The following is a 1,161-nucleotide window of genomic DNA, read 5'->3' as shown; positions in this document are numbered from 1 at the left end:
CGTGGGCTCGGAGATGTGTATAAGAGACAGGGCTTGGGCCCTTCAAAGAGCCGGAGTTCTGCGATGAAGTGCTTTCTGAGCTTGAAACGCGCCCTCTGAACACGAAAGATAAAGCAAAAAAAATAATTACATTCTGCAGGGACGAACTCGACATTCCCATGTTCTATGACCAGCACGTTATCTGCAAGGGGCTTGGGGCTTCTGCAACAGGTATCGAGATTCTGATAGAGGCCCTTAAAGCCAGCGGGTTTGAAGCCTCGAGGACTCATTTCAGCGGGACATCTTTCAGAACAGATGCTCCCGTGGCTGAAATAAAGAAAATAATCCTGGCGCTTTCAAGATGAAGAGAATATTCCTTTGAAAACCAGAGGTCGAAAACTGTTCAATTATTATATAAACTATTAAAGAATAATAAAGGCCTGAGCTCAGACCCGGAAATAATCCGCTAAAAAACTCAATGTGATATCATGTCCGACGAAGACGCAGAAAAGTTGTTTTTGCAGGAAAAACCCACGCTTGCACTGCTATTTATAGGTTCGATGGGAAAAACCTATGCCTCGGTTATTTCAAAGGAAATAGACTCGACATTTGCCCATACTACGAGAATCCTTTCGAAGATGGAACATTCCGGACTTATAAGATTCACATTTGAAGGACGGATAAAGTTTGTCGAACTTACGGAGTACGGAAAGGAAGTAGAAACTGCCCTTAAAGAGTTCCGGAATATAATTGCAGAGGGATCTCCTTCAAGAGCAGAATGCCTGAAATCAGGAGAAGAGGGGCAAGAGGAAAAAGGCAGAGAAGGCGGAGAAACGAAAGGCAAAGAGATCGAAGAATGGGGAGAAGAAACCGAAAGTGAGAATGCAAAAGAGCTTGATCCTCTAAGTGTTGAAATCCTTGAAAAGGTCAGGAACCTTAAAAAGAAAATAGAGAGCATCCACAGGGAAGCAGTTGAGAATGGGCAAAGTAAGGAGATGGTTTCCAGAAAACTTGGTCCTTACAGCCGGGATATCAAAAAACTGCATAGCCAGATTGAGAAGGCGGAAACACCTGTTGACGAAACAGTAGATTCAGCTCTGGAAGAGACCGAAAGGCTCCTAGAATCTTACCTGAAGAGCTCAATACCGGAAAATACTTAATACGGCAGGCACAGGTAGAGAA

At 43.8% G+C, this 1,161-nt stretch carries 1 protein-coding gene and 1 pseudogene; both read left to right on the top strand.

Annotation, left to right across the window (positions count from 1 at the left end; translation table 11 throughout):
- Window positions 1-32: 32 nt before the first annotated feature.
- Window positions 33-344 (top strand): annotated as a pseudogene (locus EO95_RS11670) (tRNA (guanine(10)-N(2))-dimethyltransferase); the annotation flags it as partial.
- A 123-nt stretch (window positions 345-467) separates the two neighbouring features.
- Window positions 468-1,139 (top strand): MarR family winged helix-turn-helix transcriptional regulator, encoded by a 672-nt coding sequence (locus EO95_RS11665; RefSeq protein ID WP_048134858.1) that lies wholly within the window; start codon window positions 468-470, stop codon window positions 1,137-1,139.
- The last annotated feature ends 22 nt before the right edge of the window (window positions 1,140-1,161 follow it).

Source organism: Methanosarcina sp. 1.H.T.1A.1 (assembly GCF_000979295.1).
In the GTDB taxonomy this organism is placed as follows: Archaea; Halobacteriota; Methanosarcinia; order Methanosarcinales; family Methanosarcinaceae; genus Methanosarcina.
Note: the sequence above shows the minus strand (reverse complement) of the source record. Positions and strands in the feature narration are given on the sequence as shown.

Bases quoted from the DNA above. Each gene is read 5' to 3' on its own strand.
- EO95_RS11665 (WP_048134858.1), top strand. From the start codon at position 468: ATGTCCGACGAAGACGCAGAAAAGTTGTTTTTGCAGGAAAAACCCACG.